Genomic DNA, 396 nt, shown 5'->3' on the forward strand with positions numbered 1-396 from the left:
ACCTTGCCGCATTTCGCAGGAAGCTGAAGGCACGCCCGGCCAACTATATCACACAACCGACCCTCAGCCTGTCGACGGTGCCGATCTTTACCCGCCACGGCCTGTCGCCCCGCCATGTCGATCTGCGCCCATTCGTGCTGGTCAGCCCGAACCGGATCAATGTGACGGCGGGCGGGCTGACGCGCGTTGCGTTGCAGAAAGGGTCGCTGGTGGTGAATTCCAGCCAGGGTGGCGGGACCAAAGACACCTGGGTGTTGGAGGACTGACGCGATGCTGGGAAAAACCGCAAATGGCCTGTTCTGGATGTATCGCTACCTTGAACGGGCAGAAAACACCGCCCGGCTGATCGAAACGGGTCAGCGGATCGCCCTGACGCGACTCGATTCCAGCGATGCC

At 61.9% G+C, this 396-nt stretch carries 2 protein-coding genes; both read left to right on the forward strand.

The features are described from left to right. Positions 1 to 266: circularly permuted type 2 ATP-grasp protein (locus K3A85_RS17760; protein WP_225207847.1), on the forward strand; the 266-nt coding region annotated here is incomplete at its 5' end. A gap of 4 nt (positions 267 to 270) precedes the next feature. Next, on the forward strand, positions 271 to 396 hold a 126-nt coding region (locus K3A85_RS17765; protein WP_225207848.1), incomplete at its 3' end, for an alpha-E domain-containing protein.

The sequence above is a fragment of the Novosphingobium huizhouense genome, assembly GCF_020179475.1.
Taxonomy (GTDB): domain Bacteria; phylum Pseudomonadota; class Alphaproteobacteria; order Sphingomonadales; family Sphingomonadaceae; genus Novosphingobium; species Novosphingobium huizhouense.